Origin of the sequence: Brevibacterium album DSM 18261 (assembly GCF_000426445.1) — a bacterium.
Classification (GTDB): domain Bacteria; phylum Actinomycetota; class Actinomycetes; order Actinomycetales; family Brevibacteriaceae; genus Brevibacterium; species Brevibacterium album.
The window spans coordinates 189,162-210,135 of record NZ_AUFJ01000015.1; the positions used below are offsets into that span (position 1 = coordinate 189,162).

Consider the following 20,974-nt stretch of genomic DNA (forward strand, 5'->3'; position numbering starts at 1 on the left):
TCCGAGGCCGGGCCGGTCGCTCTCCTGTACGTCGATCCGGACCATGTGGCGGCTCGGACGCCGCAGCGCACGAGGAGGCTGCGCGAGGCCGGCGGTCGCCGGTGCTCGCGCAGACGCCTCCTCAGCGCCCTGCAGGGTCCGATCGCTCCCCTCGCGGGTCCTTCCGACCAGCGACCTGCCCGTCTGCGCCTGTGGCGGATCCGGGCCGGGCCCAGCGGACCCCGGCCGATGTCGGGCGCACTACCGCGGGAAGAGCGACACGTCAGCACCCCATGCTAACGCGGATGAGCCTAGGACCCCATTATGGGAGCGCTCTGGAGGATCCGGTGGACCGGCTGAGCGCCGGGTGGGTGTGCGGAATGTGCCGCGTAAGGCCGGTGCATATGGGAGGTTTCTACGGTCCCGGCACCCTGCAGGGTGCCCGCACCGTAGAAACCTCCCGGACCCGGGTGCGGAGGAGGCGGCTGCTGCGGGCGCACATGTGCGGGAGGTCACTGCCTTCGGGTTGGCGCTCCGTTCCGGGCGCTGGTAATGTTCAGTCTCGTTGTTCGCGCGAGTGGCGGAATTGGTAGACGCGCTGGCTTCAGGTGCCAGTGATCGCAAGGTCGTGGGGGTTCAAGTCCCCCCTCGCGCACACGAAACTCGAAGGGCCCGGTCGGCTGACCGGGCCCTTCGTCGTCTGCCGGATGCCCTGCGTCAGCGCTCCGGATCGGGCCGCGATGTCCTGCAGGACGGCCGTCCCGGGCAATGCGCATTGCTACTGTTCCAGGCAGGCGCCGATGCCGGACCGACCCTCCGGCGGTATCCCCACCCCCGCGCCGGAGACACGGACAGCGAACATGGACAGCGCTCCGATTCCTTCCCCTCCCCTCGCCGCGCCAGCGGCCGATCAGCTCCTTGCCGGCGGCGTGGACGCGACGATCGACACGTACTTCGGCCCCGTCGCCGACGGGCTTTCCGCCCTCGTCTTCTACGAGCTCCCGCTGCCCGGCGGCACGGGACTTCCCCTCATCGTCCTCTGGCTCATGGCCGCGGCGGTCTTCGTCACCGTCTACCTGCGCTTCCAGCCCATCACGGGGATCAGGCACTCCCTCCGCATCATCCGGGGCCGGGCGACCCGCAAGACCGACCCCGGCGAGGTGTCCTCCTTCCAGGCGCTGGCCACGGAGCTGTCGGGCACTGTGGGCCTCGGCAACATCGCCGGCGTCGCGGTTGCGATCACCATCGGCGGTCCGGGTGCCGCGCTGTGGATCTTCGCGTTCGGCTTCTTCGGCATGAGCATGAAGATGGCCGAGGCGACTCTGGGCGTGAAGTACCGCAGGGTCGAGGCCGACGGCAGGGTGGCGGGCGGCCCCATGTACTACCTGCGGGACGGGCTGAAGGAGATCGGCCGGCCGCGACTGGGGAGGTTCCTGGCCGTGTTCTACGCGGTGGCCACGCTCATCGGCGTGTTCGGTGCGGGCAACCTGTTCCAGGCCAATCAGGTCACCGCCGCGATCGTCGGCGCGACGGGCGGGGAGTCCAGCTGGCTCGCGGACAAGCTGTGGCTGGTGGGGCTCGTCATCGCCGTTCTCACGGGATTCGTGGTGCTCGGCGGGATCAGGAAGATCGCGGACTGGACGTCGGCGATCACGCCGCTCATGGCCGTGCTCTACTTCGCAGGCGCCGTCGCCGTCATCCTCGTGCACATCACTGAGCTGCCCCACGCATTCGCGCTCATGTTCCAGGGCGTCTTCACGGGCGAGGGCGTGGCCGGAGGCATCGTCGGCGTGGCGATCGTGGGCATCCAGCGCGCGCTGTTCTCCAATGTGGCCGGCGTGGGCACGGCGGGGATGGCGCATTCGGCGTCGAAGACCTCCGATCCTGCGACCGAGGGCTATACGGCGCTGTGGGAGCCGCTCGTGGACTCCATGATCATCTGCATGCTCACGGCGCTCGCGATCATCACCTCCGGCCTCTACACGGTGGAGACCGACGGTTCCGATGCCGCCGGCGTCCAGCTCGCCACCAGTGCGTTCGCCTCCGTCACGCCTGTGTTCGGCACCCTGCTGACCGTCTGCGTCATCCTCTTCGGCTTCTCCACCATCCTCGCCTACGCCTACTACGGCCAGCGGGCCGTCGGCTACCTCACGGGCGAGAGCCGGCGCGCGGACCGGATCTTCCAGATCGCCTGGGTGCTCGCGATCGTGCTGGGCGCCTCGGCTTCGCTGAGCTCCGTCATCGCCTTCTCCGACGCCATGCTCTTCCTCATGGCCGTGCCCAACCTCATCGGCATCTACTTCCTCTCCCGGATCGTGCGGCTTGAGATCCTCCGCTATCGGACGCGCGCCCGCGCCGGGACGCTGGAGGAGATCCCGGAGGAGCTGCAGGTGGGCATGCGCGACCACGAGCCCACGAAGGTGCAGATGCGTGAGGAGAAGGCGAGGCTGGAGGCGCTCAAGGACCACCAGCGCAGGATCCGCCGCGAGTTCCGGAAGGCGCAGGAGGCTCGGAGGGGGCGCTGAGGCCCTCCCGGTCCCGAACGCCTTCCGCGCCCCGTCCCGCCCGGGGCAGGGGCGCGGAAGGCGGGGCGCACCTCCGCTCTCAGGATTCTCGAAGGATCCTTCAAGGGCCACATCAGGTATGGTCTGTCTCACATCCCGACACCCAGTGCCGCAGGTGCGCGCGCCGAACACCGTTGTGCGGAGCGCTCTGGGGCACGCTTCCAGAGAAGGACCCATGAAGCGAAAGACACTCGCGGCCGCCGCTCTGGCGGGCGCGCTCACCCTGACCGCATGCTCCACCTCGACGACCGGAGACACCGGCGAGGGCGGCGGCGCAGGCGCCCTCACCGTGGGCACCACGGACAAGGTCACGAAGATCGACCCCGCCGGCGCCTATGACAACGGCTCCTTCTTCGTCATGACCCAGGTGTTCCCGTTCCTCATGTCCTACACCCCCGGCACCGCTGACGTGGAGCCCTCCATCGCGGAATCGGCCGAGTACACCTCGGACACCACCTACGAGGTCACGCTCAAGGAGGGCCTCACCTTCGCCAACGGCAACCCGCTGACCTCCTCGGATGTGAAGTTCAGCTTCGACCGCCAGAAGGCCATCGCCGATCCCAACGGTCCGGCGTCCCTGCTGGGCTCGCTCGACTCGGTCGAGACCCCGGACGAGACCACGGTCGTCTTCCACCTCAACCGGCCCACGGACCAGACCTTCCCGCAGGTGCTCGCCGGCCCGGCCGGCCCCATCGTGGACGAGGACGTCTTCGCCGCCGATGCTCTCACCGACGACACCGACATCGTCGAGGCCGACGCCTTCGCCGGACCCTTCCGGATCGACAGCTACGACTTCAACAACCTCATCTCCTACCAGGCCTTCGAGGGCTACCAGGGCAGCCTCGGGCAGGCCGCCTCGGACACCGTCAACATGACGTACTACTCCGATGCGAACAACATGAAGCTCGCAGTGGAGCAGGGCGAGATCGACGTGGCCTACCGCTCGCTCTCGGCCACGGACATCGAGGACCTCGAGGGCAACGACGCGGTCGAGGTCCACCACGGGCCCGGCGGTGAGATCCGCTACATCGTCTTCAACTTCGACACCATGCCCTACGGGGCGGCCACGGACGAGGCGGACGAGGAGAAGGCGCTCGCGGTCCGGCAGGCCGTCGCGGGCATCGTCGACCGCCAGGCGCTCGCGGACCAGGTCTACAAGGGCACGTTCACCCCGCTGCTCTCCCATGTGCCCGAGGGGCTCGACGGCGCCAACCAGGCGGTGGGCGAGGAGTACCTCACGGCCGAGGGCGGTCCCGATGTCGAGGCCGCCGCCCAGCGCCTCGAGGACGCGGAGGTCGAGACGCCGGTGGAGCTCAAGCTGCAGTACAGCCCCGACCACTACGGGCCGTCCTCCGGCGACGAGTACGCGCTCGTCAAGCAGCAGCTCGAGGACACCGGCCTCTTCACGGTCGACCTCCAGTCCACCGAGTGGGTCCAGTACTCCGAGGACCGGGTGGCGGACGTGTACCCGGCCTACCAGCTGGGATGGTTCCCGGACTATTCGGACGCGGACAACTACCTCGTGCCGTTCTTCTATGACACGGACGACTCCGCGAGCTTCCTCGGCAACCACTTCCGCGACGAGGAACTCAACGAGAAGCTCGCCGCACAGGTCTCCGTCGAGGATCCGGCCGAGCGCGCCGCGCTCATCGAGGAGATCCAGAACGACCTCGCGCAGTCCCTGCCCACCGTGCCCCTGCTCCAGGGCGAGCAGATCGCGGTGACGGGCACGGATGTGCAGGGGGTCGACGAGACCCTCGACCCGTCCTTCCAGTTCCGCCTGGCGCTGCTGAGCAAGTGACGTCCGCAGCGGGCAGATGACGCGCCCGCACCCGCCCGAGGCGGTGGCCCCGTTCCCCCGGACCGGGAGGCGGCCACCGCCTCGGGCGTGGTGCCGGCGACCCGTGCCCGCGCGCCGCTCCCACGAAAGAAGCCCCCATGTCTGCCACCGTCGCTCTGCCCGAGGCCTCGGGTGGTGCCGCTGAGAGCGCTCCCGGCCCACGGCGGTCGCCCGGGTCCGGACTGCTGCGCTACATCGGCATCCGGTTCCTCCTCATCATCCCCACCGTGTGGATCCTCACCACACTCGTCTTCTTCCTCATGCGCATCACGGGCGATCCCATCACGGCCGCCCTGGGCGGGCGCCTCACACAGGCCCAGCTCGCCGAGCGCATCGAGGCCGCCGGCTACGACAGGCCGCTCCTCGTCCAGTACTTCGAGTACATGGGCGGACTGCTGCGCGGCGACTTCGGCACCGCGATCTCCGACGGACGGCCCGTCTCACGCATCCTCCTGCAGCACGGCGCCGCGACGCTGGAGCTCGCGTTCTACGCGGTCCTCGTGGCGCTGCTCATCGGCGTGCCGCTGGGCATGCTCGCGGCCCGGCTCCGCGACCGGTGGCCGGACGCGGTCCTGCGCATCCTCGCGATCCTCGGCTATGCCACCCCCGTGTTCTTCGCCGGCCTCGTCCTCAAACTGATCTTCGGCGCGTTCTGGCCCGTGCTCCCCGTGTCCGGGCGGGGGTCCTCGACCACGGAGCTCGTGATGTCCGGCGTCGTGGCCCCCACCGGGATCTACGCCGTCGATGCGCTGCGGATCGGGAACATGCCGGTGTTCTCCGACGTCATCGCCCACGCGGTGCTGCCTGCGATCGCCCTCGGCCTGCTGACGGGCGGCACGTTCCTGCGGCTGGTGCGCACCAACCTCATCGGCACGCTCGAGTCCCAGTACGTCGAATCCGGCCGCTCCCGAGGCGTGAGCGAGTTCCGCCTCGTCACCCGGCATGCGCTGCGCCCGGCCCTCATCCCCATCATCACCGTCATGGGGATGCAGGTGGCGATGCTGCTCGCGGGCGCGATCCTCACGGAGACGACGTTCGAGTGGAACGGGCTGGGCTATCAGCTCTCCGAGTACCTCAAGGCCCGCGACTTCGTGGCCGTCCAGGGGATCGTGGTGCTGCTCGCCGTCATCGTGGCCGTCACCAATTTCGTCGTGGACATCATCGCCGTGCTCATCGACCCGCGAGTGAGGTACTGACATGGCCGACACGCAGACGAACAGTCCCGGCGGCACGGGTGCAGGCGGAGCCGGTGCGGCGGCCGGCGGCAGCGCAGCGCCCGAGGCCGAGGTGCGGCGCGGCTCCCTCTTCGCCCGCCTGCCCGTGGTGCGGGACATCCGCCGCTCCGTGGGCCTGCAGCGGGGGATGCTGCTGACCGGCGTCGTGATCGTGGGCGCGGTGGTGCTCTGTGCGGCACTCGCCCCGCTCATCGCCCCCTACGGGTACAATCAGCTCGCAGACGAGAGCGGGAGCTTCGGCGCCCAGCAGCCGCCCAGCGCCGCGCACGTCTGGGGGACGACGGTGGGCGGCTTCGACGTCTTCTCCCGTGTGATCTGGGGGACGCAGACGGCGGTCATGGTGATCGTGGTCGCCGTGCTCATGAGCCTCTTCATCGGAGTGGCGCTGGGCCTGGTCTCCGGGTACTTCGGCGGCTGGCTCGACCGGGTGCTCGTGGTCGCGGCGGACGCGATCTACGCCTTCCCCTCGCTGCTGCTGGCCATCGTCATGACGATCGTCATCTCCGGCGGGCAGTCGGACGTGGTGGGCGGCGTGTTCGCCGCGGCCATCTCGATCACGGTGGTCTTCGTGCCGCAGTACTTCCGGGTGGTGCGCTCCGAGGCCGTCCGGCTCAAGTCCGAGCCGTTCGTGGAGGCCGCCCAGGTGCTCGGCGAGCCGGCGCTGAAGATCATCGCTCGCCATGTGTACCGCAACGCCACCCGCAACATCCCGCTCGTGTTCACGCTCAATGCCTCCGAGGCCATCCTCACCCTCGCGGCACTGGGGTTCCTGGGCTTCGGCATCGAGCCCACCTCGGCCGCGGAATGGGGCTTCGACCTCAACAAGGCGCTCGCCGACGTCACGAGCGGCATCTGGTGGACGGCGATGTTCCCGGGCCTGGCGATCGTGCTCACGGTGCTGGGCATCACGCTCGTGGGCGAGTCGATGAACGACCTGGCCGATCCGCGGCTGCGGCGCAGGCGCCGGGCCGGCAAGAGCAAGGAGGCCTCGCATGGCTGAGCAGGCGCGCACGCACGGGCAGGACGGTCGGGACGCCGTGCTGGACATCTCCGGCCTCGACGTCTCCTTCGCCACCGACGGCGGCGATGTGCACGCGGTGCGGGACCTCTCCCTGCAGGTGAGGCCCGGTGAGGTGCTCGCGATCGTGGGGGAGTCGGGATCCGGCAAGACGGTGACCGCCCGGACGGTGCTGGGGCTGATCCCGGAGACCGCGACGGTGGGCGGTGCGGTGGTGCTGGACGGCGCGGACGTGCTCACGGCCTCGGCAGCGGAGCTGCGCGCGATGCGGGGCGCACGGGCCTCGATGGTCTTCCAGGAGCCCTCCACCGCGCTCAATCCCGTCTTCACGGTGGGCTGGCAGATCGCCGAGGGGCTGCGGGCCCACCACCCCCGGGCCTCGCGGCGCGAGCTGCGGGCCCAGGCGGTCGCGGCGATGGAGCAGGTGGGGATCCCTGATGCCGAGCGGCGGCACGACTACTATCCGCACCAGTTCTCGGGCGGGCAGAAGCAGCGCGTCGTCATCGCGATGGCGCTCGCCCTGGGCGCGAAGGTCATCGTGGCCGATGAGCCCACCACGGCCCTCGACGTCACGGTGCAGGCGGAGATCCTCGACCTCCTGCGCGACCTGCGGGACGAGACGGACACCGCGATCGTCCTCATCACGCACAACATGGGCGTCGTCGCGGACCTGGCGGACCGGGTCGCCGTCATGTACCGGGGCGACCTCGTGGAGACGGCGGACGTGAGGACTCTCTTCGCCGCTCCGCGGGAGGAGTACACGAAGGAGCTGCTCGCCGCCGTCCCGCGACTCTCGGTGACGGAGGTCGCGGAGCTCGCGGAGGAGTCGAGGCCGGGCGGGGACGGCGGCGCCGGTGCATCTGAGCCGGGCGAGGTCCGCACCAGGACCGCCCGTGCGCGCGGGTCCGCTCCGGAACGGGCACGCGAGGCGGGGGAGTCCCGGGGGTCGGCGGCCCGGGCCTCGGCGGAGGATGCGCCCGAGGCCGGTGCCGGGCCGGATGCGGCGGTGCCGGGCCCACGCTCGCCTGGTGCATCCGCGCCCGTCGTGCGGGCGAGCGGACTGCAGATCGTGTTCCCGGGTGGGATCGGCAAGCCCGATTTCCACGCGGTCCGCGGGGTGGACTTCGAGATCGCGCCGGGAGAGGTGTTCGGCCTCGTCGGGGAGTCCGGTTCGGGGAAGACGACGATCGGGCGGGCGATCGCGGGGCTCAATCGCGCCTCCGGGGGCTCGCTCACGGTGTTCGGCCACGAGATGGTGGGGTACCGGGAGAAGGCGTTCCGGCCGCTGCGGAAGCGGATCGGCTTCGTGTTCCAGGACCCCGCGGCCTCGTTCAACCCGCACCTCACGATCGAGGAGTGCGTGGGCGAGCCGTTCACGGTGCACCGGCCGGAGATGGGCGAGGCGGAGCGGCGGAGGCGGGTCGCGGAGCTGCTGGACGCGGTGCAGCTGCCGGCCGCATACGCGCAGCGCTATCCGCATGAGCTCTCCGGCGGGCAGCGGCAGCGGTGCTCGCTGGCCCGCGGCATCGCGCTGGACCCGGAGCTGCTGATCGCGGATGAGCCCACCTCGGCGCTCGACGTCTCCGTGCAGGCTGCGGTCCTGGAGCTGTTCCGCGAGCTGCAGGAGAGGTTCCGGTTCGCCGCGCTGTTCATCTCGCACGACCTCGCGGTGGTGGACATGCTCTCCGACCGGGTGGGCGTGCTGTTCCAGGGGAAGTTGCTGGAGCAGGGGCCGGGAGCGGAGGTGCTGCGCAGTCCGCAGCACGACTACACGAAGCGGCTCATCGCCTCCCTGCCCGTCCCGGATCCGGTGGAGCAGGCGACGCGCCGGGAGGTCGCACGCGCACTGCGCGCCTCAGGCTGAGGCGAGCTCTGTTCTGCGCTGTGGGTCCCTTTACGTATGTGGTTTCGTCGTCTCAGACGCGTAAAACGTGCAGCCACCACATACGTGGGCTGAGCCTCTTCGCTCACGTATGTGGTGGCTGCATGACGAGGCCGTTGCGGACGCGGGAACTGCATACGCGGGTGGTGTGTGCGGATGACGTGTGCAGGGGAGACCGCGGCACGCGGGGCAGGAGGGTGCCCTGCGACGTGCTGAGCGGTGGTCGTGAGGGCGCGGCGGATGGGCGTGCGACTTGCGGTCACACGGGGGCGTCACAGTAGGCGCGAGGTGCGCGCACCGGCCTGGGGATGAGCGATCCGCCGTCCACAGGTCCGGGCGGACCCTGTCGCAGGCTGCCTGAGCTTCCTACGGTGAGCGCATGGAACGCGTGGAAGCGGATGACCGGGTCGTCGAGTATCCCGCCTTCATCATGCCCGGGTCACGTGCGGATGGGCTCCGGCCGAGCGCGACGCGGGCCTCGGCGCGGAACCGGCCGTTCGTGCGCGGCGTCTACGTCCATCCGGGGCGCACGGAGCTGGGGTTCGGTCCGCGCTGGGCCGACGAGGACTGGTTCGACCTGCGCAACAAGGCGGTGGCGCTGCAGCACCGTTCTCCGGAGCTGGTGCTCTCCGATGTCTCGGCGGCGCGCTTCCACGGCTGGCCCCTGCCCTCTTCGGTGGGCGGTGCGCAGCTGCTGCGGGGCAGGTCCGCGCGTCAGGGGCAGATCCACATGATCCATGCGCGCAGCCAGTACAGGCTCCCCGAGGGCTTCCTCAGCCGACGTCCACGCGAGGTCGCCGTCGTGGAGAAGTACGGGGCGCGCGTGGTCGAGCCGATGGAGTGTCTGCGGCAGATCGCGCGGTGGCTCTCGGAGGACGAGCTGCTGGAGGTGATCGACGCCGTCTGCGGTCCCTGGCACGGAAGGGCACTCGACGATCCTGCCGGGATCGCGGCCTCGGCGGTGGGCTGGGTGAGGTTCAGGGGGAAGGGGAAGCTGCTGCGAGCCGCAGCGCGTGCACGGGCCGGAACGGGATCGCCGCAGGAGACGCGGGCGCGTCTACGCATTGTGGACTTCGGCCTGCCCGAACCGGAGGTCTCCCCTGCGGTTCCGCTGCGCGGTCGCACTCTGCACCCGGACCTGGCCTACCGCGACATCAGGATCGCGATCGACTACGAGGGCGACCATCACCGGACGGATGCCTGGCAGTGGGACCATGACATCAGCCGCGCGCAGCTCTTCCAGGAAGCCGGATGGCAGTACTACAGGGTGAACGCCCGCACGGACATGGGCTCCTTCCTCGCCATGCTCACGGAGGTGAGGCGCGAACGGCTGCGCTGGCTGCGGGACGGGACGCTGTGAGAGGCGCTGCTGAGCTCGCCTCGTGCAGCTCGCGGCGCTGCACGCGGGCAGCCCCTCATGCTGGCCGCCCGACGTTCTCAGTGCAGATGTCCACAGCTCTGAACGTATGCAGTATCTTCGCCGCAGACGTCTTCGGCGCGCAGTCACCACATACATGCACGCAGCTTCCCCGATCAGGTATGCAGTAACTGCGCGCTGGAGCGCTCGGAGCTGCAGGAACTGCATACGCGTGCGCACGGCTGAGGCGAATCGCTGCCGTCGCAGCAGAGGGCGCTACTCTTGTCCGTGCCCAGCTGCGCGCTGCGTATGCGGATTCCTCGCAGCGGCCACACGGGAGGTGCAGCTCCCATCCTCGCCGCACGCTTCGCCGCGGCCCGCCTCATCCACGCGGAACCGAACGGAAGGAACACCGCGATGCCCTGGACGCCCACCCCCGAGGACGACCGCCGCTTCATGGCACTCGCCATCGAGCAGGCCCGGAAGAGCTGGGACGAGGGCGGTGTGCCGATCGGCGCCGTGCTCGTCCACGAGGGAGATGTGCTCGCCGCCGGCCACAACCAGCGCTTCCAGCAGGACAGCGCGATCCTCCACGGCGAGACGGACGCCATCGAGAAGGCCGGGCGCCTGCCCGCCGGCGTCTACCGGAGCAGCGTCCTCTACACGACGCTCTCCCCCTGCATCATGTGCGCCGGCACCGCGCTGCTGTACGAGATCCCGCGCATCGTCGTGGGTGAGAACAGGAGCTTCGAGATGTCCGAGGCGCTGCTGGCCGAACGCGGCGTCCGGGTCGACGTGCTCGACGACCCCGCCTGCATCGAACTCATGGACCGCATGCTCGCCGAGCGCCCGGACCTGTGGAGCGAGGACATCGGCGTGGAGGCCGGGGAGACCGCGAAGGCCGCGCGGTGAAGCGCGGGGAGGGGAGCGAACCCGGGCTCTCCGCGCAGGTGAGCGGAGAGGCGCGTCCGGCGGCGCCTGTCGATCCCGACTACCCCATCACCCCGGTCCCGAGGTCTGCGCGGCGCTCGGCCTTCTCCATCACCGTGGTGCTCGTGGGCTTCACGATCTTCGCGCCCACGCTCATGGCAGGGGCTTCCGTCGGCGCCGCGTTCCACTTCGCGGAGTTCCTCGTGGTCCTCCTCGTGGGGTCGCTCGTGCTGGGGGTCTATGTCGCGGCGATCGGGTTCCTGGGCGCGCGCACGGGGCTGACCACCGTCGTCATGTCCCGCTACAGCTTCGGCACGGTGGGCTCCAAGCTCGCCTCCCTGCTCCTGGGCGGCACGCAGGTGGGCTGGTACGGCGTGGCGGTGGGCACCATCGGGCAGATGACGGCGCTCGCCTTCGGCTGGTCCGGCTGGTGGGCTCCGGCGATCGTCATGATCGTGGTGTCCGGGCTCATGATGCTCACCGCGCTGTTCGGGTACGAGGGCATGTACTGGGTCTCCCTCGTCTCCACTCCACTCATCCTCATCCTCGCGTTCTGGCTGACGTTCCGCGGGTTTGCGGAGGTGGGCGGCCTCTCCGGCATCTTCGCGATGGAGCCGGCGACCTCGATGAGCTGGGCGCTCGCGGTGACGACGATCGTGGGGACCTTCGCCTCAGCCGGTACGCAGGCGGCCAACTGGACGCGGTTCGCCCGCAGCGGCCGGCATGCGGTGGCGGCCTGCGGCATCGGCTTCGTGGTGGGCAACGGGCTCATGGTGTTCTTCGGCGCGGTGGCCGCGCTCGCCTTCGGTGAGGGCGATTTCACGACGCTGCTCATCAGCATGGGGATGATCGGATGGGGGCTGTTCTTCCTGTTCGGCAACCTGTGGAAGTCCAACGCGGATGCCGCGTACGCCTTCGGTGTGGCCGGGGCCGAGATCGCGAGCGACAGGCGCAAGGGGCCCTACATCATCGGGGGCGTGGTGATCGGCACGATCCTCGCGCTCACCGGCGTGGAGGGCCACATCGTCGGCTATCTCAGCCTGCTGGGCGTCTTCGTCCCGCCGCTGGGCGGTGTGCTCGTGGGCGACTGGATCGCGCGGTGGCGGCACGGGCAGCCCCCGCTGGAGACGCTCACGGAGAAGGTGCGCTGGCAGGCGCTCGTGCCGTACGCGCTCGGTGCGGCGGTGGCGTGGTTCTCGAACGAGCACGCCGTCGGCATCGCCCCGCTCAACGGCATCGTGGTGGCGCTCGTGCTTGCCTGGGCGCTGGGGCGGTTCGCCTCGGGCCGGACGGCACCGCAGGTCCCGGCTGCGGTGGGGTGACTGCGAGGCGGCAGGTTCAGCAGCCCTGCCCGCCCCTCTCCCAGCCCAGGCGGATGAGCTGCTCGAGGACATCGAGGTCGATGTCCTCGGGCTTGTTCACGTAGGTGCAGGCGGCCCCGCGGGTGTGCTTGCCCAGCCGCTCCCACAGCTCCGGGGCCGCCTCGTGGGGAGGCAGTCCGTAGAGCGAGAGCTTCGCCTTGCGCGGGCTGAACCCCGACCGGAACGCCGTGCCCGACCAGCCGCTCGCGTACGTGTAGTCGTAGCTGCCGTAGCCCACCATCGACTCGCCCCACATGACCGGGCGCTCGCCGGTGGCGCGGCCGTAGATCTCGAGCAGGAGCTCGCCGTGGACCCGGCGGCGGGGAGCCTCGAGCGAGCGGATGTACTCCAGGGGGTCCGCCTCGGTGGGGGCCGTGGCGGGCTGCTTCGCCGGCTTCTTCGCGGAGCGGCCGTCGGGCTGCTCGGAGGAGGGCTGCGCGGAATGTGCGGTCATGCCTCCATTCTCATGCCGAGCGAGGCGGCGCACCAGGTGCTCTTCGGACCGGCCCGCCGCTTCAGCCCGCCGGAGTCTCCGTGCTCATCCGCAGCGCCGCCACGAGGCTCCGGTAGTACGCGCTCTCCCGCAGGAGCTGCGTGTGCGTGCCGCGCGCGGTGATCCTCCCGGCGTCCATGACGAGGATCTCGTCCGCATCCGCCACGGTGGAGAGCCGGTGCGCGATCGTCACCACCGCACGCTCCTCGGCGGCGCCGGCGATTGCCGCCTGCACCGCGGCCTCGGTGAGCCCGTCCACCTGGGCCGTCGCCTCGTCGAGCAGCAGGATCCGGGCATCGGCCAGGAGCGCCCTGGCCAGGCTTATGCGCTGCCGCTGCCCGCCCGAGGTGCTGGTCTCCGTCAGCGGCGTGTCCAGTCCGTTCGGGAGGCCGTCGATGAACGCGCTCAGGCCCAGCTGCTCGGTCACCGCCCGCACCCGCTCGCGGTCCGCCTCGGGGTTGGTGAACAGCAGGTTCTCCCCGATGGTGCCCGGCACCACCGGCGTCTCCTGCTCCACATAGGCGAAAGCCGCCCGCGTCCGCGTGGGGCTGAGCTCCCGGTACTCCTCCCCGAACAGGCGGATGCTGCCGTGCTCCGGCTCGAGGAAGCGCATCATGAGGTTGAAGACCGTGGTCTTCCCCGCTCCCGAGGCGCCCACCAGCGCGATGTGCCCGCTGCGAGGGATGCTCAGGTCGAGGTCCCGCACTGCGGGCTCCGCGGCTCCCTCGTAGCCGGCGGTGATCTCCGAGAACTCCAGGGCGGGGGCCGCGCCCGGAGCGCCGTCGCCGAGGCCGCCCCCGGATCCGGTGGGGCCTCGCGCGGCGCTGTCCTCCCCGCCTCCGCGGCGGACCTCCCACGTGACCCGCGCCTCCTGCGGCATCTGTTCGATCTGCCGGATGCGCCCTGCGGCGGCGAGCCCCGACTGCAGCGTGCTGAGGTTCTGCGTGAGCTCCATGAGGGGTCCGCTGAGGCCCCACACGTACAGGAGGAACGCCACGAGGGTCGAGACGGTGATCTCGCCCGTACTCACCCGGAACGCCCCGAAGGCCAGGACCAGGATCACTGCGGCGTCGAGGCCGGTGCCGGCGATCGTCCACGCCCCTGCCTGGATGCGCACCGACCGCAGCGCCTGGTGCCGGGACTCGTCCACGTGGTGCATGAGGGCGCGCAGGCGTCGGGTCTCCGCGCCGGAGGACTTCACGGTCTTGATCGCCCGGACGGTGCCCTCGAGCTCGGTGCCGAGTGAGGAGAGCGCGGCCTGCGACTTCTCCTCGACGGCGGCGATGCGCGGCATGAGGACCACGAAGAGCAGGAAGATCACCGCCACCACCAGCAGGGTGGCGCCCAGGAGGACGAGGTCCAGCGCCGCCATGAGGACGAGTGAGCCCGCGAGCATGATCGAGCCGTTGATGAGTCCGATCACCGCGGAGGAAGCCGCCTGATTCAGCAGCACCGTGTCCGAGGTGACCCGGGTGACGAGTTCGCCCGGCCCGCGCGAGAGGAGCGCGAAGACGCGCGCGCCGAGGTAGCGCATGATCATGCGGCGGCGCGCGTCCCGGACGATGTCCTCGGCCACGCGCCCCATGAGCGTCCACTGGTACCAGCCCACGACGGCGCCCACCACGAGGAGCACGGTGAGCAGCAGGACGGGAGCGCGGAGGGAGCCGCCGGCGTCCAGTGTGTCGAGAACCCATTTGGTGACCATCGGCGAGGCGAGGCCCATGGCGGAGACGGCCAGCGCGAGCAGCAGGCCCAGCAGCAGCCGGGGAGCCTGCGGGCGGGTGAAGGACCACAGGATCGTGAGCCTCTCACGCGTCGAGGCGGCGTCCGCGTCCGTTTTTGCGGCATTGCCGTCACGGGAACCGGCGCTGAGGCGCGGCTGATCGGGATCGCGCACTGCATCTGAGACGGCCATAGCCACTATTGGGACATATATGTCCCATATTTGTCAACGCCTGTCTTGAATGAGTGCGGAAGAGTCCAATACTGTGTGGGCATGTCCGACTCTCCTTCGTCCGCGGACCCGGCGCAGGCCCCGCAGTCCGCCCTCAGCCCCACCGCGCGGCGCACGCGCACTGCGATCATGACCGCGGCCATCGACCTGCTGGCGGCTCATCCCGAAGCGCCCATGAAGGACATCGCCGAGGCCGCCGGGGTCTCCCGGAGCACGCTGCACCGGTACTTCGCGGACCGGGCGACGCTGCGGCTCGCGCTGGACGAGCTCACCGTCTCCCAGTGGCGCGAGGCGGTGCGGGCCGCGCGCATGGGCGAAGGCACCGGGCTGGCCGCGTTCCGCAGGCTGTCCGCGGAGGCGCTCGACCGGCTCGACGTCCTCGCCTGGTGGATGGTCACCCCGGAGCTGTGGGAGCCGCAGGGCGATGCCGTTCCCGAGGCGGCCTCGGCCTCCGCTGTGCGGGCGGCTGGAGAGACGTCCGCGACGGGGGAGGCGCAGGGCGCGGGGGAGCCGGCCGGCGTGCGTCAGCTCAGCGCGCCTCGGCGGCCTGCCAGCGCCGAGGGGAACCCCGAGGCCGTGCACGCCCCGGAGGCGGCGCAGGCCGCTCTCGTGCCGGAGGACGCCGAGATCGTCGCGGCCCTGCACCGGGGCGCGGAGGACGGGAGCATCGACCCGAAGGTCGAGCCCGCATGGCTGCTCAGCCTGCTCTGGGCGGTGCTGTACTCGGTGCGCTTCACGCCGGCTGAGGGCGGCCTCTCCGCGTTCGACGCCCGGGCCCAGGGCCTGCGCACCCTGCTCAAGGCGGCAGCGGCAGAACCGTCGGGGGTCTGACACCCGGGGACCCTGCCGGGCGGCGGGAGCCGGCCGGCCTCGCGCGCAGCCGCTCGGGACCGGATCCGCTCGCGCGCCCTTCGCGTCCTCGACCTCCATGACGCTGAGCGTCGTCCTGTGTCCCACTGTGTCCGCGCGGCTGAGCCCGCTGCGGCGCTCGCGTACGTTTGCAATCAGGATCACGAGAGCCGGTCGCACAGCTCTGGCTGACCGGCCGGCAACCCCAACGCCAGCGATGGGTGCCCCAGATGACGATCCGGCAGACGGACGGACCGCCGCCTGCAAGCTCGGCGCACCGGCGGTCCTCCGCCCGCGCCCCGTCCAGGGGGAGACATGACTGCTCACATCCGCCCAGCACAGGCGATCGCCACAGCGCAGATCCACGCCGGCACCGCAGTTCCCGTGCCCGCCCGGCCCGTGCAGCCGCCGCTGCACCTCTCGGCCGCCTATGAGTTCGACTCCCTGCGCGATGCGCGCGAGGCCTTCGCCCAGCGAGAGCCCGCCTTCACCTATGCGCGCACGGGCAGTCCCACGGTGGCGCTGCTGGAGCGGCGCCTGGCCGCGCTGGAGGAGGGGGTGGGCGCGGTGGCCACCGCCTCGGGCCAGGCCGCCCTCGCCCTCACGCTCCTGGCCCTCGCCGGCCGCGCAGGGCAGCACCCGCAGGCGCGCCCGGAGCCGGATGCTCCCGGCGGCCAAGTGGTCGCCTCCGCGCGCATCTACGGCGGGACCGCGGACCTTCTGAACGACACCCTCGCCGAGGCCGGGATCCGGGTGAGCTGGGTGGACCCGCGCCAGCCCGCGCAGTGGGCGGCGGCAGCGAACTCGCGGACCCGGGCGTTCCTCGTCGAGTCGATCGGGAATCCGCATGCGGACCTGCCCGACATTCCCGCGCTCGCGGAGATCGCCCACCTCCACGGCGTGCCGCTGATCGTCGACAACACCCTGGCCACACCCCATCTGCTGCGGCCGGGGGCGCTGGGTGCGGACCTCGTCGTCCACTCCGTCACCAAGTACCTCACGGGCAACGGCACCGCGCTCGCCGGAGTCGTCGTGGACACCGGGCGCTTCAGTCCCAGTGCGGAACCGGAGAAGTGGCCGCAGCTCACGGCACCCACCGTGCGGTTCGGGAACGCCTCGCTCGTGGAGCGGTACGGCGAGCACGGCGCGCTCCTCCACCTCATCCGCGCCAAGTTCCTCCACGACCTAGGCCCCTGCCTCTCGCCGTGGAGCGCGCAGCAGGCTCTCGACGGGATCGAGACCCTCGACATCCGCGTGGAGCGGCACTGCCGTACGGCCGAGGCGCTCGCCGCGCGCCTCCACGCCCACCCCGGTGTGCGAGTCGTCCGCCATCCCAGTGTGCCCGGCTCACCGGATGCCGCGCTCGCCCGCCGCGACTTCCCGCGGGGCGCCGGGGCCGTGCTGTCCTTCGAGCTGGACGGCGATCTGTCCGTGGTGGAGCGCTTCGTGGATGCGCTGCGGGTGTTCCGCCTGGCGGCCAACATCGGCGATGCCCGCTCGATGATCTCCCACCCGGCCTCGATGACCCACTGCCGGCTCTGTCCGGAGCTGCGGGACGCGGGCGGCATCACGGAGAGCACCCTCCGACTCTCCGTGGGGCGGGAGGATCCGGAGGATCTCTGGGCGGACCTCGCCCAGGCGTTCGCCGCCGCAGGGCTGGCAGAGGCGGGGCATGCCGCCGCAGGGCTGGGGGAACCGCAGACCGCGCCCGAGGCCGGAGTCGCCGATGTGCCGGCCTCCCCCGCGCGTGCGGGGCGGGGGTACGCTCCGGAAGCGCCGGTCCGCGAAGCCGAGGCGGTGACGGCATGAGCACGCACGAGGCGACATGGACGTACGCGGCACTCTCCCCTAGCCGGTCAATCACAGAGGCACAGACGTCTGCAGACGAGTGGACGGCCTCGGGCGCAGAGCCCCTGCCCTCCGCGGCAGCCCTGACGGCCTCGGGGGCGGTGCCGTCCCTGGCGCGCGGAGGCCCTGCGGAGACCCGGCCCCGCCTGCTGCGAAGGGGCTTCGCGACCTCGGCGGTGCACGCCGGGCAGGCCCCGGACCCGCTCACGGGCGCGGTCATCCCTCCCATCTACCAGACCTCGACGTTCACGCAGCCCACCGTGGACACGCTCCGGGCCGGATACGAGTACTCGCGCGGCGGCAATCCCACGCGCAGCGGCTTCGAGACGCAGCTCGCGGCTCTGGAGCGCGGAAGCCGCGCCTTCGCCTTCGCCTCCGGGATCGCGGCGGAGGACGCGCTGCTGCGGTCCGTCCTGCGGCCGGGGGACACGGTCGTGGCGGTGGCACAGACCTATGGCGGCACCCACCGCCTGCTCACGCAGCTCTATGCACGCTGGGGAGTGACCACGCAGTTCGTCGCCCCGGACGACCTGCCGGGGTTCGAAGCCGCGATCGCGGCACCGCAGGCGCGCGCGGTGTGGATCGAGACGCCCACCAATCCGCTCCTCACGGTGGTCGACATCGCCGCCTGGGCGGAGGCGGCGCATGCGCACGGTGCGCTCGTCGTCGTGGACAGCACCTTCGCCTCACCGGCGCTGCAGACGCCGCTGACGCTGGGTGCCGATGCCGTCGTGCACTCGACGACCAAGTACATCGGCGGCCACTCGGATGTGCTGGGCGGTGCCGTGGTGGTGGGCGAAGCGGAGTGGGAGGGGCAGCCGCTGGCCGAGGCGGTCGGCTTCCAGCAGTTCGCCGGCGGTGCGGTCGCGGGCCCGCAGGACTCCTTCCTCGCCGCGCGCGGGCTCAAGACGCTGGGCATCCGCCTGCGACAGCACTGCGAGAACGCCGCCGTCATCGCGGAATGGCTCCAGCACAGGCCGGAGGTGGAGCAGGTGTTCTACCCGGGGCTGGAGGGACACCCCGGACACGAGGTCGCGAAGAGGCAGATGTCCGGATTCGGCGGGATCGTGTCCTTCCGGGTGAAGGGCGGGTCCGGCCCGGTGCGGGGTGCTGCCGGAGCAGGCGCGGCAGTGCGGCCGGGGCCGGTGAGCGGTGGTCTCGCTGCAGGTGAGGCCGCGGCGCGGAGCGTTGCGGAGGGCACGGACCTCTTCGGCCTGTCCGTGAGCCTGGGCGGTGTGGAGTCGCTCATCTGCCACCCCGCGACCATGACCCACGGCTCCGTCGCGGGCGCTCCCGAGGCCCCGCCGCGCGATCTGGTCCGCCTGTCCGTGGGGATCGAGGATGTCGAGGACCTCGTGGACGATCTGGAGCGCGCGCTCCGCCGGCCGGACTGAGCGCGCCGCCCCCCTTCTCCTCCGCAGGCACGCCGGATACGCTGGGCGCCAGAAGACGCCTTCGTTCGGAGGAGACCGCTGTGAGGGTGGGCAGGGCCGTCGTGACGGTGCCGGACCAGGATGCTGCGATCGGCTGGTACGGGCGCGGGCTCGGATTCGGCGTGCTGTTCGACGAGGAGATCTTCCCCGGCTTCCGGGCCGTGCATGTGGGGCCCGGAAGCGTCGCCGAGGCCGGGGTGTGGCTGATGCCGGGTGGAACCGCGCTGTCCCCCGGGGATGTGCCCTCCGGCGGGGAGGCGCCGGGTGGCGAGGCTGCCTCGGGCGGCGGGGCGAGCGGGCGGGCCGCGGATGCCGATCCCCCACGAGCCCATGCGGACCAGAGTGCGGGAGAGCCGCTCCTCGTGCTGTTCAGCGACGATCTGGACGCGGACGCGGAGAGGCTCCGTGCGGCGGGCACACTGCCGGACCGGGGGCCGGAAGGCGCGCAGGGAGCACGGTCGATCCATGTGCGGGACCCCGGGGGCAATGTCATCGTCGTCGTCGAGGCGCCGGAGGGTCTGGCAGGCCCGGCCGGGACTTGATTGTCGCACTGCGGCTGGGGAGACTGGTCCCCAGTGCCGAGCGATCGTTCGGTCATTCGTCTGCTGAGCGGAGGAGGAGCGGCGTGGACGCACTGCGCACGGAACCTGACGGTACGGAGGTCGTGAGGACGCGGGCCGAAGCCGCGGAGCTCACGATGCCGCCCCTCCTCGTGCTGGAACCCGTGGCGGAGTTCCTCGACGGGATCGGCCTCGGAGGTGGTGAGCTGGCCTGGGCGCGGATCGGTGACGGGCAGTCCAACATCACCTACCTCATGGAACGCGGCGGCCGCCGCTTCGTCCTCAGGCGCGGTCCTCGCCCTCCCATCGCCAAGTCCACGCACGACATGGTCCGTGAGGCCCGGGTGCAGCGCGGCGTTGCGCGGGTCGGGCTGCCGGTCCCGGAGATCCTCGCCGTCTGCGAGGACGAGAGCGTGCTGGGTGTGCCCTTCTACGTCATGGACTACCTCGAGGGTGAGATCGTGGTGCGTGAGACGCCTGCCGTCTTCGACACAGCGGCAGGCCGCAGGGCCGCCTCGGAGGCGCTCGTCGACACCCTGACGGATCTCCACGGCGTCGATCTCGACGGGGCGGGGCTCACGGAGTTCGGACGGCCGGAGGGGTATCTGGAGCGTCAGATCGCGACGTTCTCCCGCCTCGCACCGCTCGTGACGAAGCGCGACCTGCCGCAGGTGGCCGAGATCGCGCGATGGCTGGGAGACAACGTGCCCACTCCGCAGCGTGCGGGCCTGGTCCACGGTGATTACCGCTTCGGCAATGTCATGTTCGCGCCCGAGGCGCCTCCCCGCATCTCCGCCGTGCTCGACTGGGAGATGGCCACACTGGGCGACCCATTGGCGGACCTGGGCTACATGACGGTGATGTACTCGGAACGAGGCTCCGCGGACTCGTCCGGCATGGACCTCAGCCCCGCGACGCAGGCCGAGGGCTACTTCACGAAGGACGAGCTCGTCGAGCGGTACGCACAGCGCTCAGGACTCGATGTCAGCCGGCTGAACTGGTACCAGGTGCTCGCGCTGTGGAAGGCCTCCGTCTTCCTCGAGGACATGTACACCCGCTGGCAGGCGGGTGAGAGGCCCGGCGACGAGTTCGCTCCCAAGCTGAAGACCCGTGTTCCGGCGATCCTCGAGACCGCCTCGGCCCTGACTGCGCAGTGACCGGGTGGCGCGTCCGCCCTCCCGCGTGTACGGGAGGGCGGACGTCCGGAACGTGGGCTTCGCTGCCGCCTCCCGGCGGTGGGTCGGGTCTGTGGTTTGCGTGGTGGGGTGGGTGTGTGTAGAGTTCAGTGCTGTTGCCCGGGCGGGTTCGCCTGGCGGGTGGCGTGGGGATTGCTCTGGGGTTTCACTCCATTCCTTTCTTTCTTTTGAGAGTGTGAATAGTTTCTGGTGCCATGACCGGCTTGCGAGTGGGTGTGGCGGGTATCACCCGGGTTCGGGTTTGCTTTCCAGGACGGTGAGGGTTTAGAGTAGTTTCTCGTTCGCCTGATGCGGACGCACCGGCTGAGACGGGGTTTTCCCTGGTCAGGGCGGGTGTGGGCCGGTTCGGGTGGGAGCACTTCTCCTTGAGCGCTGCGCGTGCGTGTGTGGTGGGATGGGTTTGTGTGTCTGTTCTTTGAGAACTCAATAGCGTGTTTGTTTGTTTTTATGATGCCAGTATGTTTTATGTGCTGGT

15 protein-coding genes, 1 tRNA gene and 1 riboswitch are annotated in these 20,974 nt (G+C 70.7%); of the genes, 14 read left to right on the forward strand and 2 right to left on the reverse strand.

Annotation, left to right across the window (positions count from 1 at the left end; genetic code table 11):
* The first annotated feature begins 550 nt into the window (after nucleotides 1-550).
* From K318_RS0113090 to codB, 9 genes are all read left to right on the forward strand, one after another.
* Nucleotides 551-634, forward strand: a tRNA-Leu gene (locus K318_RS0113090).
* Between the two features lie 205 nt (nucleotides 635-839).
* Nucleotides 840-2,504, forward strand: coding sequence for an alanine/glycine:cation symporter family protein (locus K318_RS0113095; RefSeq protein WP_051297985.1), 1,665 nt, complete (start codon nucleotides 840-842; stop codon nucleotides 2,502-2,504).
* 214 nt (nucleotides 2,505-2,718) lie between these two features.
* Nucleotides 2,719-4,344 carry an ABC transporter substrate-binding protein gene (locus K318_RS0113100; protein ID WP_029089811.1) on the forward strand — a complete coding sequence of 542 codons (1,626 nt, stop codon included), beginning with the start codon at nucleotides 2,719-2,721 and terminating at the stop codon, nucleotides 4,342-4,344.
* A gap of 137 nt (nucleotides 4,345-4,481) precedes the next feature.
* Entirely contained in the window at nucleotides 4,482-5,579 is a 1,098-nt protein-coding gene (locus K318_RS0113105; protein ID WP_029089812.1) for an ABC transporter permease, read from the forward strand.
* Nucleotide 5,580: 1 nt separating this feature from the next.
* Entirely contained in the window at nucleotides 5,581-6,618 is a 1,038-nt protein-coding gene (locus K318_RS21850; RefSeq protein ID WP_084500192.1) for an ABC transporter permease, read from the forward strand.
* Nucleotides 6,611-8,500, forward strand: a complete 1,890-nt coding sequence (locus tag K318_RS0113115) for a dipeptide ABC transporter ATP-binding protein (protein WP_029089813.1) — start codon at nucleotides 6,611-6,613, stop codon at nucleotides 8,498-8,500. The genes K318_RS21850 and K318_RS0113115 overlap by 8 nt, the downstream gene beginning before the upstream one ends.
* Nucleotides 8,501-8,897: 397 nt before the next feature.
* Complete coding sequence (locus tag K318_RS23880) at nucleotides 8,898-9,878, forward strand: hypothetical protein (protein ID WP_029089814.1); 981 nt, start codon at nucleotides 8,898-8,900, stop codon at nucleotides 9,876-9,878.
* Between the two features lie 414 nt (nucleotides 9,879-10,292).
* Nucleotides 10,293-10,787, forward strand: a complete 495-nt coding sequence (locus K318_RS0113125) for a nucleoside deaminase (protein WP_029089815.1) — start codon at nucleotides 10,293-10,295, stop codon at nucleotides 10,785-10,787.
* The gene (gene codB / locus K318_RS0113130; protein ID WP_029089816.1) at nucleotides 10,784-12,127 is read left to right on the forward strand and encodes a cytosine permease; all 1,344 of its coding nucleotides are present in this window, start codon (nucleotides 10,784-10,786) and stop codon (nucleotides 12,125-12,127) included. The genes K318_RS0113125 and codB overlap by 4 nt, the downstream gene beginning before the upstream one ends.
* 16 nt (nucleotides 12,128-12,143) lie before the next feature.
* Here the strand turns inward: codB and K318_RS21860 are convergent, their stop codons facing one another.
* Together K318_RS21860 and K318_RS0113140 are read right to left on the reverse strand one after the other, a co-directional pair.
* On the reverse strand, nucleotides 12,144-12,620 hold the full coding sequence (locus K318_RS21860; protein WP_084500194.1) for a DUF1801 domain-containing protein: 477 nt from the start codon (nucleotides 12,618-12,620) through the stop codon (nucleotides 12,144-12,146).
* A gap of 61 nt (nucleotides 12,621-12,681) precedes the next feature.
* Nucleotides 12,682-14,574 carry an ABC transporter ATP-binding protein gene (locus K318_RS0113140; protein WP_211233332.1) on the reverse strand — a complete coding sequence of 631 codons (1,893 nt, stop codon included), beginning with the start codon at nucleotides 14,572-14,574 and terminating at the stop codon, nucleotides 12,682-12,684.
* An 81-nt stretch (nucleotides 14,575-14,655) separates the two neighbouring features.
* Here K318_RS0113140 and K318_RS23885 point away from each other — a divergent pair, with 81 nt between their 5' ends.
* From K318_RS23885 to K318_RS0113165, 5 genes are all read left to right on the forward strand, one after another.
* Nucleotides 14,656-15,444: a TetR/AcrR family transcriptional regulator gene (locus tag K318_RS23885; RefSeq protein WP_051297986.1), complete on the forward strand. Its 789-nt coding sequence runs from the start codon at nucleotides 14,656-14,658 to the stop codon at nucleotides 15,442-15,444.
* 177 nt (nucleotides 15,445-15,621) lie between these two features.
* A riboswitch (SAM riboswitch) is annotated at nucleotides 15,622-15,738 on the forward strand.
* 39 nt (nucleotides 15,739-15,777) lie between these two features.
* Nucleotides 15,778-17,271, forward strand: a complete 1,494-nt coding sequence (locus K318_RS21870) for an O-acetylhomoserine aminocarboxypropyltransferase/cysteine synthase family protein (RefSeq protein WP_084500195.1) — start codon at nucleotides 15,778-15,780, stop codon at nucleotides 17,269-17,271.
* Entirely contained in the window at nucleotides 17,268-18,704 is a 1,437-nt protein-coding gene (locus tag K318_RS21875) for an aminotransferase class I/II-fold pyridoxal phosphate-dependent enzyme (RefSeq protein ID WP_084500197.1), read from the forward strand. Before K318_RS21870 ends, K318_RS21875 begins: the two co-directional genes overlap by 4 nt.
* Before the next feature lie 80 nt (nucleotides 18,705-18,784).
* Entirely contained in the window at nucleotides 18,785-19,285 is a 501-nt protein-coding gene (locus tag K318_RS21880; protein WP_035281926.1) for a VOC family protein, read from the forward strand.
* An 83-nt stretch (nucleotides 19,286-19,368) separates the two neighbouring features.
* On the forward strand, nucleotides 19,369-20,460 hold the full coding sequence (locus tag K318_RS0113165; RefSeq protein WP_051297987.1) for a phosphotransferase family protein: 1,092 nt from the start codon (nucleotides 19,369-19,371) through the stop codon (nucleotides 20,458-20,460).
* Nucleotides 20,461-20,974: the final 514 nt, after the last annotated feature.

What these genes read in the sequence shown, in the direction of transcription:
- K318_RS0113100 (WP_029089811.1), top strand. Translation starts at nt 2,719, where the DNA reads ATGAAGCGAAAGACACTCGCGGCCGCCGCTCTGGCGGGCGCGCTCACC.
- K318_RS23880 (WP_029089814.1), top strand. Translation starts at nt 8,898, where the DNA reads ATGGAACGCGTGGAAGCGGATGACCGGGTCGTCGAGTATCCCGCCTTC.
- K318_RS0113125 (WP_029089815.1), top strand. Translation starts at nt 10,293, where the DNA reads ATGCCCTGGACGCCCACCCCCGAGGACGACCGCCGCTTCATGGCACTC.
- K318_RS23885 (WP_051297986.1), top strand. Translation starts at nt 14,656, where the DNA reads ATGTCCGACTCTCCTTCGTCCGCGGACCCGGCGCAGGCCCCGCAGTCC.
- K318_RS21850 (WP_084500192.1), top strand. Translation starts at nt 5,581, where the DNA reads ATGGCCGACACGCAGACGAACAGTCCCGGCGGCACGGGTGCAGGCGGA.
- K318_RS0113115 (WP_029089813.1), top strand. Translation starts at nt 6,611, where the DNA reads ATGGCTGAGCAGGCGCGCACGCACGGGCAGGACGGTCGGGACGCCGTG.
- K318_RS21875 (WP_084500197.1), top strand. Translation starts at nt 17,268, where the DNA reads ATGAGCACGCACGAGGCGACATGGACGTACGCGGCACTCTCCCCTAGC.
- K318_RS21870 (WP_084500195.1), top strand. Translation starts at nt 15,778, where the DNA reads ATGACTGCTCACATCCGCCCAGCACAGGCGATCGCCACAGCGCAGATC.
- K318_RS21860 (WP_084500194.1), bottom strand. Translation starts at nt 12,620, where the DNA reads ATGACCGCACATTCCGCGCAGCCCTCCTCCGAGCAGCCCGACGGCCGC.
- K318_RS0113140 (WP_211233332.1), bottom strand. Translation starts at nt 14,574, where the DNA reads ATGGCCGTCTCAGATGCAGTGCGCGATCCCGATCAGCCGCGCCTCAGC.
- K318_RS0113095 (WP_051297985.1), top strand. Translation starts at nt 840, where the DNA reads ATGGACAGCGCTCCGATTCCTTCCCCTCCCCTCGCCGCGCCAGCGGCC.
- K318_RS0113105 (WP_029089812.1), top strand. Translation starts at nt 4,482, where the DNA reads ATGTCTGCCACCGTCGCTCTGCCCGAGGCCTCGGGTGGTGCCGCTGAG.